General features: G+C 29.8%; 16 protein-coding genes. 6 read left to right on the plus strand and 10 right to left on the minus strand.

All coding sequences use genetic code 11. The annotated features are described in order from the left end of the window. Positions 1–105 precede the first annotated feature (105 nt). Positions 106–1,095 (plus strand): homoisocitrate dehydrogenase, encoded by a 990-nt coding sequence (gene aksF, locus ACR0P1_RS05725; RefSeq protein ID WP_432645452.1) that lies wholly within the window; start codon positions 106–108, stop codon positions 1,093–1,095. Further along, on the plus strand, positions 1,096–2,565 hold the full coding sequence (locus ACR0P1_RS05730) for a class I adenylate-forming enzyme family protein (RefSeq protein ID WP_432645453.1): 1,470 nt from the start codon (positions 1,096–1,098) through the stop codon (positions 2,563–2,565). 17 nt (positions 2,566–2,582) lie between these two features. Here ACR0P1_RS05730 and argB read toward each other — a convergent pair whose 3' ends face one another. From argB to ACR0P1_RS05745, 3 genes are all read right to left on the minus strand, one after another. Then, complete coding sequence (gene argB / locus ACR0P1_RS05735) at positions 2,583–3,446, minus strand: acetylglutamate kinase (protein ID WP_432645454.1); 864 nt, start codon at positions 3,444–3,446, stop codon at positions 2,583–2,585. Positions 3,447–3,597: 151 nt separating this feature from the next. Further along, complete coding sequence (locus ACR0P1_RS05740) at positions 3,598–3,846, minus strand: hypothetical protein (protein ID WP_432645455.1); 249 nt, start codon at positions 3,844–3,846, stop codon at positions 3,598–3,600. Between the two features lie 194 nt (positions 3,847–4,040). Beyond that, complete coding sequence (locus tag ACR0P1_RS05745) at positions 4,041–4,973, minus strand: SAP domain-containing protein (protein ID WP_432645456.1); 933 nt, start codon at positions 4,971–4,973, stop codon at positions 4,041–4,043. Between the two features lie 216 nt (positions 4,974–5,189). On the opposite strand from ACR0P1_RS05745, the gene ACR0P1_RS05750 reads away from it, so the two are divergent. From ACR0P1_RS05750 to ACR0P1_RS05765, 4 genes are all read left to right on the plus strand, one after another. After that, the gene (locus tag ACR0P1_RS05750) at positions 5,190–5,357 is read left to right on the plus strand and encodes a hypothetical protein (RefSeq protein ID WP_432645457.1); all 168 of its coding nucleotides are present in this window, start codon (positions 5,190–5,192) and stop codon (positions 5,355–5,357) included. A gap of 237 nt (positions 5,358–5,594) precedes the next feature. Continuing rightward, complete coding sequence (locus tag ACR0P1_RS05755) at positions 5,595–7,430, plus strand: YhgE/Pip family protein (protein ID WP_432645458.1); 1,836 nt, start codon at positions 5,595–5,597, stop codon at positions 7,428–7,430. Positions 7,431–7,533: 103 nt separating this feature from the next. Continuing rightward, positions 7,534–8,898 (plus strand): MATE family efflux transporter, encoded by a 1,365-nt coding sequence (locus ACR0P1_RS05760; RefSeq protein ID WP_432645459.1) that lies wholly within the window; start codon positions 7,534–7,536, stop codon positions 8,896–8,898. Positions 8,899–9,075: 177 nt separating this feature from the next. Further along, the gene (locus ACR0P1_RS05765) at positions 9,076–9,600 is read left to right on the plus strand and encodes a hypothetical protein (RefSeq protein WP_432645460.1); all 525 of its coding nucleotides are present in this window, start codon (positions 9,076–9,078) and stop codon (positions 9,598–9,600) included. Here ACR0P1_RS05765 and ACR0P1_RS05770 read toward each other — a convergent pair whose 3' ends face one another. The 7 genes from ACR0P1_RS05770 to ACR0P1_RS05800 all read right to left on the minus strand — a co-directional run bounded on the left by ACR0P1_RS05770 (position 9,601) and on the right by ACR0P1_RS05800 (position 15,731). Further along, positions 9,601–10,617: an alcohol dehydrogenase catalytic domain-containing protein gene (locus tag ACR0P1_RS05770; protein WP_432645461.1), complete on the minus strand. Its 1,017-nt coding sequence runs from the start codon at positions 10,615–10,617 to the stop codon at positions 9,601–9,603. Next, entirely contained in the window at positions 10,614–11,321 is a 708-nt protein-coding gene (locus ACR0P1_RS05775) for an IspD/TarI family cytidylyltransferase (RefSeq protein ID WP_432645462.1), read from the minus strand. The genes ACR0P1_RS05770 and ACR0P1_RS05775 overlap by 4 nt, the downstream gene beginning before the upstream one ends. A gap of 6 nt (positions 11,322–11,327) precedes the next feature. Continuing rightward, positions 11,328–11,915 carry a class I SAM-dependent methyltransferase gene (locus ACR0P1_RS05780; protein ID WP_432645463.1) on the minus strand — a complete coding sequence of 196 codons (588 nt, stop codon included), beginning with the start codon at positions 11,913–11,915 and terminating at the stop codon, positions 11,328–11,330. A gap of 145 nt (positions 11,916–12,060) precedes the next feature. Further along, a complete protein-coding gene (locus tag ACR0P1_RS05785) occupies positions 12,061–13,098 on the minus strand; it encodes a sulfate/molybdate ABC transporter ATP-binding protein (RefSeq protein WP_432645464.1) in 1,038 nt (345 codons plus the stop codon). Positions 13,099–13,154: 56 nt separating this feature from the next. Beyond that, the gene (gene modB, locus ACR0P1_RS05790) at positions 13,155–13,829 is read right to left on the minus strand and encodes a molybdate ABC transporter permease subunit (protein WP_432645465.1); all 675 of its coding nucleotides are present in this window, start codon (positions 13,827–13,829) and stop codon (positions 13,155–13,157) included. Positions 13,830–13,886: 57 nt separating this feature from the next. Further along, positions 13,887–14,699 carry a molybdate ABC transporter substrate-binding protein gene (gene modA, locus ACR0P1_RS05795; RefSeq protein WP_432645466.1) on the minus strand — a complete coding sequence of 271 codons (813 nt, stop codon included), beginning with the start codon at positions 14,697–14,699 and terminating at the stop codon, positions 13,887–13,889. A gap of 441 nt (positions 14,700–15,140) precedes the next feature. Beyond that, on the minus strand, positions 15,141–15,731 hold the full coding sequence (locus ACR0P1_RS05800) for a class I SAM-dependent methyltransferase (protein ID WP_432645467.1): 591 nt from the start codon (positions 15,729–15,731) through the stop codon (positions 15,141–15,143). Positions 15,732–15,998: the final 267 nt, after the last annotated feature.

Genomic DNA, 15,998 nt, shown 5'->3' on the forward strand with positions numbered 1-15,998 from the left:
AATGTATAAATATATTTCGATATTATACGAACAAATTTAAATCATCATTTTAAATATAATTAAAGCAATATTAATAATATATTAAAAATTATCATAAGTGAAAACATGTATAATATTGCAATAATAAGTGGAGATGGGATAGGTAGAGAAGTAATGTCTGCCTGTGAATATTTACTGGATAAGCTAGATTTAGAATTTAGCTTTAAGTATGGTGAAGCAGGCTTTGATTGCTTTAATAAAAATGGAACAACATTACCAGAAGAAACAATCAAAATAGCAAAAAATAGTGATGCAGTACTATTTGGAGCATCAACTTCAACACCTGGAGAACCTAGTCCAATTATCAATTTAAGAAAAGAACTTAATGTTTATGCAAATATAAGACCAATCAAGTCATACAAAGGAGTAGATGCAATTCGTGATGATATTGACTTTGTAATTGTTAGAGAAAATACTGAAGGATTATATTCTCAAGTGGAATACGGTGATGAAAACAAAATAATCGCTGAGAGAATAATCAGTAGAAAAGCATCTGAGAAAATATCCCGTGTAGCATTCAATTTATGTATTAAACGAGGCCAAAACAAGGTTACCTGTGTTCACAAAAGTAATGTCTTAAAAAAGACTGATGGTGTATTTAAGGAAAGCTTCTACAAAGTAGCACAAAATTATCCTCAAATCACTGCCGAAGATTTTTATGTTGATGCAGCAGCAATGTATTTAATCACACAACCTCAAAATTTCAATGTTATTGTTTCAACTAATTTATTTGGAGACATATTATCTGATGAAAGTGCAGGACTTGTAGGTGGACTTGGTCTTGCTCCATCCGGAAATATTGGAGATTACAACGGATTATTTGAACCTGTTCACGGATCAGCACCAGATATTGCTGGAAAAAATATTGCAAATCCTTGTTCTATGATATTATCCGCTTCAATGATGCTTGACTATTTAGGTGAATGGGAAATTTCAAACAACATAAAAAATACAGTTGAAAAAGTAATTTCAGACTGTAAAATAAGAACTCCAGACCTTGGAGGAAAATCTTCAACTATGGAAGTCACCAAAGCAATAGTTAAGGAGTTAATATAAATGTTAAATATCACTACTTTTTTAGATGCAAATTCAAAACGCCTAGATAAAAATGTATTATATAATCCAACAACCGGAGAAAAATACAACTCTAGTGAAATTTTATCAATTGTTTCTGAAATCGGCAGGAAATTAAAAGGAATAGGGATACAAAAAGGAGATAGAGTCCTAATCTACTTAAAAAATTCTGAAGAATATTTATTTTCACTTTTTGCAATATGGAGAATAGGTGCAATAGCCATTCCAACTAACAGAGTTTTCACAGCTAATGAACTTGAGTATATTGTAAGTGACTCAAAAGCAAAATTAATGATTACCGACATAGATGCAAAAGACATTATCGACATTAAAAAATATATTCCAGAAAATATTTCTGATTTTAAAAATTGTGAAGTCTTAGAATCTGAAAATACTGACTGGGATGATTTATGTCAACTACAATACACCTCTGGAACTACTGGACATCCTAAAGGTGCAATGCTCACTCATGGAAATTATTTTACTGCAATACACAATGAATGTGATGTTTTAACTTTAAAGCAATCTGATGTATTTTTAGGAATATATCCAATGGCACATGTCGGTTTATCCTGGGCAATCGCTGCCCTAAGAGCTGCTGCTTATTACATTTTAATCGAACAATTCAATATAGGTGAATATTTAGAATTATGTGAAAGAGAAAAAGTAACCGTTCTAACTGGAATGCCTCCAGTAATACATTCTTTAACTACAATAGATGCGCGCAAACAACTTAAGACCGTGCGTGAACTTATTTCAGGTGGAGGACCACTACATAAAGAAATATGGAAAGATTTCCATCAAACTTATCAAATACCAATTATTAATGCCTACGGATTATCTGAAACAATTGTTATTGGAACTGGAACAGTTATTCGACCAGAAGACTATTGGGAAGCGGATAAATATGAAAGTGTAGGTCACCCAGTGTGTTTTTCAGAAGTGAAAATTGTTGATGAACATGATCATAATATGACATTACCTAACTATGAACAAGGTGAAATTGCACTTAGAGGACCTGCAATCGCAAAAGGATACTGGGGCAATGAAGAAAAAACAAAAACCTCATTTTTAGATGACGGATGGTTTTTAACTGGAGATGTTGGATATCTTGACGAAGATAATCGTTTATTTATTACCGATCGTAAAAAAGACATGATTGTAATGAGTGGATGGAAAATATATCCAACAGAAGTAGAAGAAGTATTAATCAAATACCCTGCTGTTAAAGAAATAGCTATTTTCAGCATAAATGATTGTCATAGAGGTGAAATTCCAGTAGCTGCAGTTGTTTGGAAAAACGATGAAGATGTCGAAGGACTAATCAGTTATGCTCGAGAGAACTTATCAAGATATAAAGTTCCAAGAAAAATATTTACACTAAATGAGCTTCCAAGAGTAAATGGATGGAAATTACTCAGAAGAGAATTAAGAAAAATGTTTAAAGAATAAAAAAAGTGGGTATGGAATTATTTGTAAATCATAGTTCCAATACCATTTGTTGTAAATATTTCTAAAAGTAAAGAATGTTTTTTACGACCATCAATAATATGACATGATTTAACACCTTTATTAATAGCATTTACACAGGTTTCTATTTTTGGAATCATACCTCCAGATATAATTCCCTCTTCAATAAGAGCAGGCACTTCATCCACTTTAATTTTTTGAATTAAAGATGTAGGGTCTGAAGGGTCTCTTAAAACACCTGGAACATCAGTTAAGATAATTAATTTTTCAGCGCCAACTGCACTTGCAACTTCCCCTGCAGCAGTATCAGCATTTAAATTGAGACTAGTTCCATCTTCAGCAATCCCTACAGGAGATATTACTGGAATATAATCATTCTCTAAAAATAACTCAAGTAAATCAGTGTTTACGCAATCAACTTCACCTACAAGACCTAAATCAACTATTTCTTCATCTATTTTTTTCACTTCTTTTTTATGAGCAAATATTAAGCTTGAATCTTTTCCAGATAAACTTATTGCTTGACCTTCATGTTTAATGAGTTCTGATACAATTTCAGTTGATATTTTACCAACTAGCACCATTTCAATAATTTCCATAGTTTCTTCATCAGTAACTCTTAATCCTTTGATGAATTTAGCTTGTTTGCCTAGTTTATCCATAGATCTTGAGATTTCAGGACCTCCACCATGTACAATTAATGGTTTCATTCCAACATATTTAAGTAAAACAGTATCACGAGCTGTGGAGGACTTTGCATCATCATCTACCATTGCATGTCCACCATATTTAATCAATATTTTTTTATCATGAAATTTTTTAATATATGGTAAAGCTTCAATTAAAACATCTATATCTTTCATGTAATCACTACACTAAATATTTCTCTTAAATCATTAATAAGTTTATACAATACCTAATCTAAATACTTTAGAGGACATCATATCAATTGCGAGACTGCAAAATAACACTCATATATTATTAAAAAAAGAAGAAGTGGGGATTAACCCCTTTTTATAAACCGAGTTCAAAAGTAAATCTGTATTCCTGATTAACAATTTGCATTCCTTTAAATGAACCTTTTAAAATATCTGCAACTTTTTGTAAATCTTCTACAGTTATAGAATTACCATTTCCTAATGGAGAGAAAAAGGTAATCTCATCATCAGTAATAAGATAATTCAAAAGTTTTGTATTTTCTTTTTGATATTTTTCAACAATCCCTAAAATTTCTTCTTCGACAGATTTATCTAGATTTGTCATAATATCACCTTCAAATATAATTTAGTTAAAAGACATATAAACTTTATGAAATTAGGTCGATGAAAAAAATAAGTAGAAAAATCAATTAAAACGAATACAGAATTCATTAATCAAAAAAAAAGTATTAAAAAAATCCTTAAAAGTTGCAGAAATAGCTTCAACTAAAAAATTTCAGCAACTTTATTTATCATATTTTAAATTCCAAACTTTTTATTAAAATATTTTTGTTTTAAATCTAAATTAAGCTCTTCAATATCTGCACCATCCATAGCTCTTTGTAAAATTTTATAACAAGCTTTTTTAGGCACAGTAATATGTTTAATGTGAGACTTATTCCAGATTTTATCAAATCTTTTCTTCAAACTTCCTAAATCAAGTATATCCAATACATTTTTTAAATTAACTACATTTGCATAATCAACAACATTATAAGTAGCATAAGTTTGCGGATCCATTACAATAGGATTTAACCCTAAAATAAAACGTTGTAAATCATAATCTAAGAAAGATTCATAATCTTTATTATAAGCATAGACATGTGCTTTTGCGGTTAATGCATCAATGAAAACTAAAAATTGATTAGTGATTAATGATCTTGAAATAATTTCATCACAGAACTTTAAAGCTGTTTGAAGATTATCCTCAGATGAATTTTTTCTATATGCTTCATAATCTTCAAATCTGAATGCAACAAGTGCAAACATGTATAAGTCTATCCATTCGTTTTCTTTTAAAAATTCTTTTGCTTTATCAGTTAATGCTAAATCTGAAGATACTTCCTCAACATTATCATCAGTTTCTTCATCATTGCTTTTATTTAATACGGATAAAACTCTTTCGACAAGTTCTTGTTTTTTACCAGAAACTTTTAAACCATTTTCTCTTAAAATATCTTTTAATTCAGCGACAGTGTATTTTTTGGATATTTCCTCAGCAGTTAATGATTCATCATTAGGAACTGCAACATTGAATTCCCCTTCAAGATATCCTTCATTAATCATGTATTTAATACAATCTTGTGCTGAAGGAAAAGTTCCAAATTGACCTTCGTTTAAAATATCCTCAAGTTCATATCCATTATCTAAAAAATTCAAAACATTAAAAACTTCTAATTTTTGTTCACTCACATAAACACCTTTTATCTCTCATTAACAATATTTTTAAAAATTGTCAAATGTTAATAATTAAACTTTCTTTAAGAAAATATATAACTTATTATATTGTTTAATTAATTTAATATTTTGCCTAAAATTTAACTAATTTCCTATAAAAATAGTTGAAAAAATCAGTTATAACCTCCTACTACGGTTAATTTATTAATATTGATAATATAATAGGATATTATGAAATCCTGTCCAAGATGTATGAGAGAATTAAAAAAAGTTTTTCATGGAATACCAAGCGAGGAATTAGCTATTGAATCACTAGAAAATGAAATAATCATTGGAAACTGCTGTACAAATGATTATAATTATTATTGCGAATACTGTGACGAATTTTTCCAATTATAATTTTTAACAGACCTCATATTAACAATGCTAAAAAAATAAATTTTAATTTTTAAATACTATTTTATATGTTTTCAATCTATAATACATAATAGATTAATAATTTAGGTAACTCTTAGAAAAAATTTCATAACATGGAATACTTATTCAATTAATATTTTACACAATCTATGAAATTCGCCCATTCTTATAAATATAAAGTAACCTAAAAATTATTACATTAAAAAATTGAGGTTTAAAATGAGTAAAATAAATTTTAGTAATATTATTGAAATCATAAGACATGATTTAAAAGCATCATTTTCAAATCCAATAGTAACTGTAGTATTACTTGCAATAATTATCCTACCTTCCCTTTATGCTCTTTTAAATATCCAAGCATGCTGGGACCCATATGAAAATACTGATGAGGTAGAATTTGCAATAGCTAATCTCGATAACGGGTCAACAATTGATGGTGTTCAGTTAAATGTTGGAAATGAAATTGTTAAAGATTTAAAGAATAACACTAAATTTGACTGGAAGTTTGTAACAGAGGATGAACTGAGAAAAGGTGTTCATGATGGGGATTATTATGCGGGAATTATAATACCTAAAAATTTAAGTGAAAATGTAGCTTCCATTACATCAGATAATCCTCAACAAGCCAAACTTGAATATCTTGTAAATATTAAATCAAATCCAGTAGCTACAAAATTAACTGACAGTGGTGCGAACACTGTTTATACCACAGTTAATGCAAAAATTGTTGAAATTATAAATCTTGCAGCTTATGGAAAACTTGGAGAACTGAAAGACGGTCTTTCAGCAGGTGCTGGACAATTATATGGTGGTGGAAGTCAACTTTCAGCAGGTGCGGCAAAAATATCATCTGGTGCGGGACAAGTATCTTCTGGAATTAACGATGTTCAAAATGGAGCAAGTCAAGTTCAAAGTGGTGCGAACCAGGTGCAACAAAGTTCTTCTGCAATTAATCAAGGTGCAAGTGATGTGGAAAAAGGCTCATCATCTATCAAACAAAGTGCTAGTCAGTTAGAACAAGGATCACATGAAATTCAATCCCAAGTAGATCCTTCAACACTTCCAGACCCTATGAAACAGTATGTTGAAGGCAATATTAAACTTGCAAATGGAAGTGGAGAATTAGCTAAAGGTTCATCACAATTAGCAGATGGCTCCGTTAAACTTGCAAACAGTTCATCAAAATTGGCTAATGGAGCTAGTTCTGTTGCAGGCGGTGCAAATCAGTTGGCTGGAGGTTCTGTTGAACTTGCTAAAGGATCATTAAGTCTTGCAGCAGGTGCTCAAATGCTTTCAGGTTCTGCATCACAAGCATTATTCTCAGCAGCAGGAGCACTAAGTGCATCTGCAAATTCACTTTCAAGCGTGACAGGAATTAACGAAAGTGAACTTGGAGATTATTTCTACTCACCAATTAAATTAGACAGACATGAAGAATTCCCAGTACCAGATTATGGATCTGATGTGGCTCCATTTTATATTGTATTGTCTATGTGGGTCGGAGCCATTATTACCTGTGTAATGATTACACCTGGAACCAGTCAAGGAACAAAATACACTCCTCTTGAAATGTACTTTGGTAAAGTAGTATTATTCGTAGTGATGAGTATACTCCAAGCAGCAGTCACAATAGGTGGAGCTTATATTTTAGGTATTCATATAGCTAATTCGCCGTTATTTATCTTCTCGGCTGTATTAGTGTCAGTAATCTTTATGATTTTAGTATACTCAATTATATCTGCATTAGGACAAGTAGGAAAAGGAATAGGAGTTATTCTTTTAGTTCTCCAAATATCTGGAACTGGAGGAATTTATCCAATTGAAATCATGCACGAGTTCTTCCAGACATTATATCCTTACTTACCTATGACATATGCTATTACATTAATACGTGAAGCTCAATTGGGAGTTGTTTGGTCAAATTACCTTCCTGCATTGGCTATTCTCATCTCAATCGGAGTAATTGTCATTATTGTAGCATCAATTATCAAACAAAAAGCAGATAAATCCTCTAAATACTTTGAAGAACGTTTAAAAGAAAGTGGATTATTTTAGAAGTTAATTATTAACTTCTACTTTTTTTATTTTTATATAACACAAATCATAACCCTCATTATAACCATTACTTTAAATATCACAATGACTAAATATAAAAGTTATGACTAATAAGAATGTAACATTAATGAGAGGGGAACCTGAAATAGCTGTAAAGAAATTAGCTATACCCATTATGATATCAATGATTTTAACTGCATTATATAATATTATTGATGGTATTTGGGTGGCTGGTCTTGGACAAACAGCAATTGCAGGAATTGGATTTGTAACACCAATATTTATGGTATTGAACGGAGCCAGTGTAGGACTTGGAAACGGAGCAACAAGTAGTATTTCAAGATTCATTGGTGCTAAAAATCATGAAATGGCAAATGAATCTGCAAAACATTCATTATTTATTTTTTTAATATCATCAGTTATTTTAACTGTTATTTTTTTAATTATTCAAAAACCTTTACTTGCAAGTTATGGTGCTAATGGGCAGACATTAAACGAAGCAATGTCTTATGCTACACCATTGTTTTTAGGTTTAATTGCATTCATGTTTTCAAATGGTTGTAGTGGAATCCTTCGTGGAGAAGGAGATATGAAACGTGCAATGTATGTTATAATTGCAACAGTAATTTTAAATGCAATATTAGATCCATTATTCATTTATACTCTTGGATTAGGTTCTGCTGGAGCATCTCTTGCAACAATTGTAAGCTCTGCAATTTCAGCATTGATAATGTTATACTGGATTTTGATTAAAAAAGACACTTATGTTAAGGTCAACCTTAAAAATACTAAATTTGACTCTAATTTGACAAAAGACATATTAAAAGTTGGAATTCCATCAGCACTTGATATGTTAATAATGGCAATTGCAATGTCAATTTATTTAATTATAATATCACAAATTGGAGGAGATTACGGTATAGCTACATTTACATCTGGTCAAAGATTATATTTATTTGCAATAATGCCCCTTACAGCTATTGGGTCTGCAGTATTGACAGTGAGTGGAACTGCATTTGGTGCTAAAAATGGAGATTACCTTTCAAGAACACATAAATACGGAGCTAAATTTGGTCTGATATTAGGAACTGCAATTACTTTAATATTAGTAATTTTTTCAAATCAATTAGCAACAATATTTGCATATACTCCTGAAACTGCAAGTTTAATCCCTGGAATCGCTTCATACCTTCAAATTGCATGTCTTTCATTAATAGCAACAGGTATCGGAATGCCTTCAAGCTTTTTCTATCAGGGAATTGGAAAAGGACTTTACAGTTTGATGTTTACCGTCCTTAGAGAAATCATATTCGTTATCATTCTAATCTATTTATTTGTATATGTCCTCAATTTTGGCCTTATAGGAATATGGATGGGACTATGTATTGGAAGAGCAATTCCATCCGTCTTAAACTATATATTCGCAAGATATGAAATAAGACGACAAAGAAAAGAATTTGGAAATTAAGAGATTAATATCTCATAACTCCTTCTCTTTTTTTAATATTATCCAACCATTACCAAATAAAATCTCATTCTAAAATTTATTTAACCCTTTAAAATTGCTTTAAAAAATAACTTACTAATTTATAAATCTTAAAACTAGATATAAGCAATACAACTTAAAATTAAAAGAGGTTAAACAATGTCTAGTCAAGATTTCACAATGAAAACAAAAATTATAGAAGAAACATTTAATGATAAAAGAAAAATAAAATGCCAAATTCCTATTCAAAATTTAAAACTAAAACCACATATCTATCAGGAAGGTAGCATTTTTATTACAGAAAATGATGAAATTATTGATTTAGAATTACAAATAACAGATTTTACCGAAGATGAACTTGTAAAATATATTGAACTCGCAGAAGCATTGTATGAAACAAATAATAAACAGGTTTCAATATACATAATATGCCCAAATACTGTTAATATCTGCATGAAAGAATGTGAAATCAAATCAGAAGCTGATTTTAAGATTAAATTAGCTTCAATCACAGAAAATCCTGCACAGATAGTATTAGATATAATAAAAAATAAAATCAAAAAAGGAGAAAAACTTGATAACAAAGATTTATTTGCATTATCCATGATGCCAGTAGTATGTAAAAAAGAAGAGAGAAATTATTTTAGAAAGGAATATTTTAAAATAATTAACACTTTAAATTAGCTACTTATTCCATTTTAAAATTGTTTTACCAAAATTGGAAATATAATCTTTATCAAATGACTCTTTTAAATCATTCAATGAATTTATTTCACATACATTTGTAACCAATTTTTCTAAATATTCAAAAAGTTTAGGGTTTTGTTTGAGAGTTTCAATAACTCCAATAAAATCTTCTCTATCAGAACGACTATTACCCTGGATTGTCAACCCTTTTTCTAAAATCATACGAGTATTAACTGGTATAGGATATTCACTTACACCAAATAAGTTTATTGTGCCTTGTGGTTTAATTAAGTCAATAATTTGCTCAATAGCTGATTGAGATGCACTTGAACCTACACATTCAAAAGCATGATCAATTAATAACTCATCTGGAACATTATGAATCTGGTAAATTCCATCGGCAAATGAAAATAAATTAAGATTTTCTAAATGTTTTCCAAAAACAAGTACCTTAGAATCCGGAAATTTCTCTTTTAAAAAAAGTGCAGTAATTAGACCTAAATTACCATCTCCCCAAACACCCAAAACATCCTTTGGAGTGATAACTATTTCATTAAATTTAGAAATACCCTGATAAGCTACGCTCATTAATTCAATGAATGCTGCAACATGAAAATCAAATTCATCAGGTATTTTAACAACTCTATCAGGTTCTAATTTAATTAAATCTGAAGTAAATCCATCAAAGCCACTACCTCTGAATTTAGAACCATAAGAATAATTAGCTCTATAAACATCATCCCCCATGGGAGTGTTTGGAATCATTACTACTTTATCCCCTGGGTTAAATTCACCTGAGTTATCAAATACAACCTCACCAACTCCTTCATGAATTAGTGCCATAGGTAATTTTTTTTCAAGGACATCAACAGGGCGTGATCCTTGATAGTATCTCTGGTCTGCCTGACAAATTGAAAGATAATTAGGTCTAACAATAACACCATCTAATTCAATTTCAGAAATTGCCTCTTCAAAGAACTTTGGAGATTTTAACCTATAAACAATATTAATCATTGGATATCCTCAAGTAATGTATTTGCTAATTTCAAATCATAAGGGTAAGTAATTTTGATATTTGTCACTTCACCATCCACTAGATATACATCTTCATCTTTAAGTGTGAATATTTTACATGCATCTGTAAGTATATTAGATTCTTCTTCTGTTAAACTATTAATTAAGTTGAAAAGTTTCTTTACATTGAAGCTCTGTGGTGTTTGACCTTGGTAATAATAATCCCTTACAGGAATACTTTCAATAGTCTTACCATTAATGCTCTCAACAATAGTGTCACTAGCAGGAATTACAGTATCACAAGCCCCATATCTCCTTGCAGCATCAATATTATCTTCAATAATTCTATGAGTCACAAATGGACGTACAGAGTCATGAGTTATAACAATCGAATCATCATCAATACCGAAATGTTCATCAATATAATTAATCCCATTCATCAATGTGTCATTTCTTGTTTTACCCCCTTCAATGACAATAATATTCTCTTTATGTTGAATATACTCATCAATTAAGTGATTAGTATGATTGATAAAATTTTTAGGTGTTAAGACAATTATTTTATCAATCTTGTCGTTTATAACAAATTTTTCAATAGTATGAATAATAACAGGTTTATCCCCTAATGTTAAAAATTGCTTAGGAGTATCTGTTCCTCCCATTCTTGAACCTATTCCACCAGCTAAAATTGCTGTAAAAATCATTTAAAATTACTCCTTTTCAAATATTATCATATAATGAGTATTACCATCAATAGTCTCTGGACCCATTTTTTCATTCAGATAAGTTTTCTTGAAGTTGTGATTATTGAAAAGTTCTTCCAAATCCTTCGGAGAACATTTTATTTCAAGTGGAGGTCCAAATGATAATTCAATAGGTCTAAAATCCATGATAGCAATTTTACCATCATCTTTAATTAAACGAGAAAATTCCCCAATAACATCATCACGATGAGAAGCTTCCGTAAATCCATGAAATACATTGAGCATTAATAAAACATCAATAGAACCATCTTCAACACTGAAAACTCCTTTTGAAATATCCGCTTCAATGTTAATTAAATTTTCAATAGAATTATCTTTCTTATATGCTTCCATATCCTTAATAGCCTCATCATAACTATCTACTGCATAAACAATACCATTAGGAAGATAATCTTGAATGGCTTTTTTAGAGATATATCCATCACCACAACCAACATCCATAAAAACTTCATCACCTTTAAGATTTAATTTGCTTAAAATCTCATCTGAATCTAAAAACTTTTCACTTGATTTGCCATGATGTCTATGCTCCATAATTATCACATTAAAATTTTTATAAATAATATTCTTTAAAAAATAGTATTTAATAATTTTCAAAAAGAATAAATTAAAAAAGTAGTGGATATTATTATAAATTTTAAAAAAAAAGTTTTAAGAAATTTTACTAAAAAAATATTAACTATTCTTCCAATAAAATAATGTTTTCAGGATCTACTTTTAAATACTTGGGAACTTCAAATTCATGATTATGAATCTGCTTATCCACTTTCCACCATAACCCATTTTTTAATGTTATTTCCCACTCAAAAGGCATTTCTAATACTGATGAACCTATAATTTCAATCGTATTAACACCTTTCTCATTAGAAGGATAAAAATCATGAGCTCTTATTCCAACATGAGAAATATTATGTGGAATCTTTTTAGATACTTCGAGCATAATTCCCCAATCTAAAGCTTTGAGATGGTAATCATCAATTATTTCAATTTTGGAAATATTCTTACACCCTGTAAGCTTAGCAACACGAACTCTTTTTGGATTTTCAAATAGTTCATGAGTATTTCCTTTTGCAATGATTTTACCTTCATCTAATATTAAAAGCTCATCACAAAATTGGAATGCCTCATCACGATCATGAGTTACCAAAATTGAAAGTCCATCAAAATCATTTAATAAATTAATGAGTTCCATACGTAATCGTTCTTTTAATACAGTATCCATAGCACTGAAAGGTTCATCTAATAACATGACATCCGGACCATAAGCCAATATACGAGCTAAAGCTACTCTTTGCTGTTGACCTCCAGATAACTGTCGAGGATATCTATTCTCTAAACCTTCTAAACGAAAACGTTTAATCATATCATTCACAATTTTCTTATCATCACTTTTAGATAGACCCGCAGCAACATTTTCTTCAACTGTCATGTTTGGGAATAATGCATAATTCTGAAATAAGTAACCTACATTTCTATCTTGAGGTTTTAAATTAATTTTTTTATTAGAATCATAATAAATTGTTTCATCATCAGTAGTTAAACTTACAATACCCTTATCCGGATCTACAATACCTGCAATAGACTTCAATGTCATACTCTTACCACAACCGGAAGGACCAAGAATACCCAAACAACCTTCTTTCAATTCAAAATTAACATCTAAGTCAAATTCCTTAAGTTCTTTATGGATATCTACCTTTAACAATTTATTACTCATAATCTATTCCTCACAATGAAAAAATAATAAAAAAAGATACATCTATTTTCGGATATTTATTTCCATTGTTTTTCTTTACGTATGGAAACATAATCCATAATGAAAATAGCTATAAATGCAATAATAACAATGAATATTACATAATTAAATGCCTCTCCCATATTACCTGCCGCTACTTCTGAATAAACAGCCATTGGGAGAGTTCTTGTTTGTCCTGCAATATTACCTGCAATCATAGCAGTAGCACCAAACTCACCTAAACCACGAGCATAAGCAAGAATTCCTCCACCAATAATTCCAGGTAATGAATTTGCAAATAAAATTTTCCAAAATATTTTCCACTCAGACATACCTAATGTACGACCAGCATCCAATAAGTTGGAATCAACTTGTTCAAATGCACTTCGAGCAGAACGATACATCAAAGGAAAAGACATGACTACTGCAGCAATAACTGTTGCAGACCATGAAAATGCTATTTTCACAGAGAAGAAGTCTATAAGAAATTTACCTATAGGTCCCCTGACCCCAAAAATATATAGTAAAAAGAACCCAACAACAGTAGGTGGCAATACAATTGGGAGTGTGAAAATACCATCAAGGAAGATTTTTATTGAGTCAGTTTTAATTTTAACGATACCCCAAGCACTAATCAAACCTATAAAAAAGGTTATGAATATTGATAAACTTGCAGTTTTCATTGAAATTAAAATAGGTGACCAATCCATCATGTAACTATAATCTCCTTTGCATCTAATTATTACATATATTCATACTATAATATTAACCTATTCATGAATAGTAAATCCATATTCAACAAATACATTTTGAGCTTCTGGAGTTTGTAAAAACTCAACGAATTTGTTTGCAGCATCAGCATGTTCAGAGTCTTTAAGTGGAGCTACAGGATAAACAATATCTTTTAAAGAATCTTCAGGAGCTTCAGCAATTACTTTAACATCATCACTAGATTTAGCATCAGTAGTGTATACAAGACCACATTCAGCAGATCCTTGAGCTACTTGGTTTAATACAGCAGTTACATCAGTAGCTAAAGATAATTTAGATTCAACATCATCCCAAATACCAAGATTATGTAATGATTCATTAGCATATTGTCCAGCAGGAACAGATTCCGGATCACCAATAGCAATATTACCTTTTACATCTTTTATATCTTCAAATGAAGTCATGTTAGAATTTGAGTCAGCAGGTACAATTAAAACAAGTTTATTTTCTAAAGTTTTTACATTAGAACTGTTGTCAATGAGACCTTCTTCAATTAAAGCATCCATTTGTTTATTACCTGCAGACATAAATACATCTGCTTTTAAACCATTTTCAATTTGTTTTTGTAAATCTCCACTAGAAGCATAGGTAGGAGTAACTTTTACACCAGGATATTTTTCTTCAAACATAGGGATTAATTTTTCATCATATACATTTTTTAAACTAGCAGCCGCAGCTAATTGAACTTCTTGTCCGTTTAAGTCATCACTAGAAGAAGCAGTAGTACCTAAAGAACCAGTAGCATATGCACCTACAGCAATAATAGCCACTATCACAATAATTGCAATAGCCAAAATTCTCATAGATTTCATATTATACACCTTTAATTAAATTTACTAATACCATCAGAGATTGAATAAAGTAATTCAAGATATTAATAACATTATACAAAGAATAAGTTCCATAATCCTCATATTTATCAAAAATACATTAAGAATATGTAATTATAATGTTTTTAATAATCTCAAATTAAAAATTCTGAGTAGCAATTATAATTTAAGCATATAATGACATATAAATGTTTTCATATCGAAGTAAACTATTTCATATCGAAATAAAATTAAATATATACAACTATAATTATACAATTACAGCAAAATTAGAAAATAAACTCCTAAAAATGCTTATTTACTTAGATACTACTATTCTTTGAAGAAATATAAAATAAATTCCTGAAATTTTTAGTAAAACTGCATCAACGATAGCTTCATTATTATATATTGAAAAAAAATGAAATGACTTATTTAAGCCAATTATTCCTTTTGAAATACAACAAAATTGTGAGATTTACCCTCAGGAATATCCTCACCAATTTCTTCATTTAAATAAATCATTTTGAGATCATGTTTATTAAAACATTCTTCTAACTCTTTTGAAGAACTTCTAAATGCAGTTGGCGGTCCTTTTGGAACATCCCATGCTTTATAATCCATGATAGCAATTTTACCATCTTTTTTAATAATTCTTTTAAATTCTTTTATAGCTTCATCAATAGTTCTTGAAGCTTTAAATCCATGGAATACATTAACCATCAAAACAACATCAACAGATTCATCTTCAACACCTGGAATTCCTTTAGGAATATCTGCTTCAATATTAATTAAATTCTCAACATTGTTCTCATTTTTATATGTCTCCATGTCTTCAATAGATGCATCGTAAATATCAACTGCATAAACAGTGCCGTTTGGAAGATAATCTTCAACTACTTTTATTGCTATGTGACCATCTCCACATCCAGCATCCATAAATGTTTCATCGCCTTTAAGATCCAATTCATTTAAAATCTCATCAGAATCTAAAAAATGCACACTTGAAAATCCATGAGCTCTGTGTCCATTCATAAATATATCACCAAATAATTATTTTTGAAAAATAGTATTTAATAGTTTCAAATGATGATATGATATAATATTAAAAAAATAGTTAAAATAATAAAAAAAGATTTAAGAGGATTATTTTTTCCAAGTTTGTTTAACTCCTCTTCCTCTTTTACTACCAGGTTTGGTATAACTTCTTTTTTGTCTGGTTCTTCTGTTAGTTCCTTTAACTTTAGCCATATTTTCCCCTCCTTCAATTTGATAATAAAAATATTAGAATTATATCTATAA

Source organism: Methanobrevibacter sp., from assembly GCF_050872065.1.
Classification (GTDB): domain Archaea; phylum Methanobacteriota; class Methanobacteria; order Methanobacteriales; family Methanobacteriaceae; genus Methanocatella.

Bases quoted from the DNA above. Each gene is read 5' to 3' on its own strand.
- aksF (WP_432645452.1), top strand. From the start codon at position 106: ATGTATAATATTGCAATAATAAGTGGAGATGGGATAGGTAGAGAAGTA.
- ACR0P1_RS05730 (WP_432645453.1), top strand. From the start codon at position 1,096: ATGTTAAATATCACTACTTTTTTAGATGCAAATTCAAAACGCCTAGAT.
- argB (WP_432645454.1), bottom strand. From the start codon at position 3,446: ATGAAAGATATAGATGTTTTAATTGAAGCTTTACCATATATTAAAAAA.
- ACR0P1_RS05740 (WP_432645455.1), bottom strand. From the start codon at position 3,846: ATGACAAATCTAGATAAATCTGTCGAAGAAGAAATTTTAGGGATTGTT.
- ACR0P1_RS05750 (WP_432645457.1), top strand. From the start codon at position 5,190: ATGAAATCCTGTCCAAGATGTATGAGAGAATTAAAAAAAGTTTTTCAT.
- ACR0P1_RS05755 (WP_432645458.1), top strand. From the start codon at position 5,595: ATGAGTAAAATAAATTTTAGTAATATTATTGAAATCATAAGACATGAT.
- ACR0P1_RS05760 (WP_432645459.1), top strand. From the start codon at position 7,534: ATGACTAATAAGAATGTAACATTAATGAGAGGGGAACCTGAAATAGCT.
- ACR0P1_RS05765 (WP_432645460.1), top strand. From the start codon at position 9,076: ATGTCTAGTCAAGATTTCACAATGAAAACAAAAATTATAGAAGAAACA.
- ACR0P1_RS05770 (WP_432645461.1), bottom strand. From the start codon at position 10,617: ATGATTAATATTGTTTATAGGTTAAAATCTCCAAAGTTCTTTGAAGAG.
- ACR0P1_RS05775 (WP_432645462.1), bottom strand. From the start codon at position 11,321: ATGATTTTTACAGCAATTTTAGCTGGTGGAATAGGTTCAAGAATGGGA.
- ACR0P1_RS05780 (WP_432645463.1), bottom strand. From the start codon at position 11,915: ATGGAGCATAGACATCATGGCAAATCAAGTGAAAAGTTTTTAGATTCA.
- ACR0P1_RS05785 (WP_432645464.1), bottom strand. From the start codon at position 13,098: ATGAGTAATAAATTGTTAAAGGTAGATATCCATAAAGAACTTAAGGAA.
- modB (WP_432645465.1), bottom strand. From the start codon at position 13,829: ATGATGGATTGGTCACCTATTTTAATTTCAATGAAAACTGCAAGTTTA.
- modA (WP_432645466.1), bottom strand. From the start codon at position 14,699: ATGAAATCTATGAGAATTTTGGCTATTGCAATTATTGTGATAGTGGCT.
- ACR0P1_RS05800 (WP_432645467.1), bottom strand. From the start codon at position 15,731: ATGAATGGACACAGAGCTCATGGATTTTCAAGTGTGCATTTTTTAGAT.